This window comes from Sphingobium psychrophilum (assembly GCF_012927105.1).
GTDB lineage: Bacteria > Pseudomonadota > Alphaproteobacteria > Sphingomonadales > Sphingomonadaceae > Sphingobium > Sphingobium psychrophilum.
Genome location: NZ_JABBFV010000079.1, coordinates 1 through 1243, shown reverse-complemented (window position 1 = coordinate 1243; position 1243 = coordinate 1). Strand labels below are relative to the sequence as shown.

General features: G+C 60.7%; 1 protein-coding gene. It reads right to left on the bottom strand.

All coding sequences use genetic code 11. From position 1 onward, the window contains the following. Positions 1–27: 27 nt before the first annotated feature. Positions 28–1181 (bottom strand): IS3 family transposase gene (locus tag HHL08_RS25265; RefSeq protein WP_119750804.1). Its coding sequence is split into 2 segments (ribosomal slippage): positions 28–923 and positions 923–1181, totalling 1155 coding nucleotides; the frame shifts between segments, so codons are not numbered across the junction. Positions 1182–1243 lie beyond the last annotated feature (62 nt).

Sequence of the window (1243 nt, the reverse complement as noted above, 5' to 3'; positions counted from 1 at the left end):
CTGACCTGCCCCCCGTCAGTCCCTCGATCATAACGAGAGTCTTGCGGTTAAATACGATGGCCCCTGCGCCTGCACAAGCGCGTCGGGCGTGATGCTCTCGTCCTGCTCGAACGCCCGACGCGCTTGTGCAGGCGTTCGATTTCCCAACGACGAGTGGGGCCGGACATTGTTGTAATCATAGCGCCAGATGGCCAGCTTCCGGCGGGCATCGGCCAGGCTGTCGAACAACTCCTCGTTGAGCAGTTCATCGCGCAGCGATCCGTTGAAGGACTCGATGAACCCGTTCTGCTGGGGCTTGCCCGGATCGATGTAATGCCACTCGACCTTGTTCTTGCCAGCCCATTCCAGGATCGCCCGACTGGTGAACTCGGTGCCGTTATCGCTGACAATGCAAGCCGGTTTGCCATAGAGCCGCACCAGCGTATCAAGTTCACGCGCCACTCGGGCACCCGAGATGCTGGTATCGCCGACCAGGCACAGGTTCTCCCGGCAGCAATCGTCATTGATGGCCAATATCCGGAATTTGCGCGACGCACCGAAGGTGTCCGACACAAAGTCCATCGACCAGCGTGCGCCCGGGATCAACGGCACGGGCATGGGGGTGCGACTACCACGCGCCCGTTTCCGACCGCGACGGCGACGAACCGACAGACCTTCCTCCCTGTAAATCCGATAGAGCTTCTTGTGATTCATGATCAGCCCCTGGCGTTCGAGCATGACGCCGATCCGGCGATAGCCAAAGCGGCGGCGCTTGCCCGCGACCTCACGCATGGCAACACGGATGGCACCATGGTCTGGCGGGCGTTCGCGCCGGACCGTCTTGGGATCGACACCAATCAGCACGCAGGCCCGGCGCTGGGAGATCTGAAAACCTCCCAGCACTTTGAGCACAGCATCACGCCGCTGGCTTGGCGTCGTCAGGCTTTTCCCAGCAGGTCCTTCAGGATGACGTTGTCGAGCATACTGTCCGCCAGCAAGCGTTTCAGCTTGCCGTTCTCGTCCTCAAGCTGACGCAGTCGGCGGGCATCGGACACCTCCATGCCGCCATACTTGCCCTTCAACTTGTAAAACGTCGCCGTGCTCAGCCCGTGCTTCCGGCAAATCTCGACCGTCGGCAGCCCGGCCTCCTGTTCCTTGATCATCCCGATAATCTGCGCTTCGGTAAAACGGCTCTTCCTCATACGTCTGCTCCTCTGTCGGCAGACTCTACATTAGAATGAGGGAACTCTCGGGGGGCAGGTCA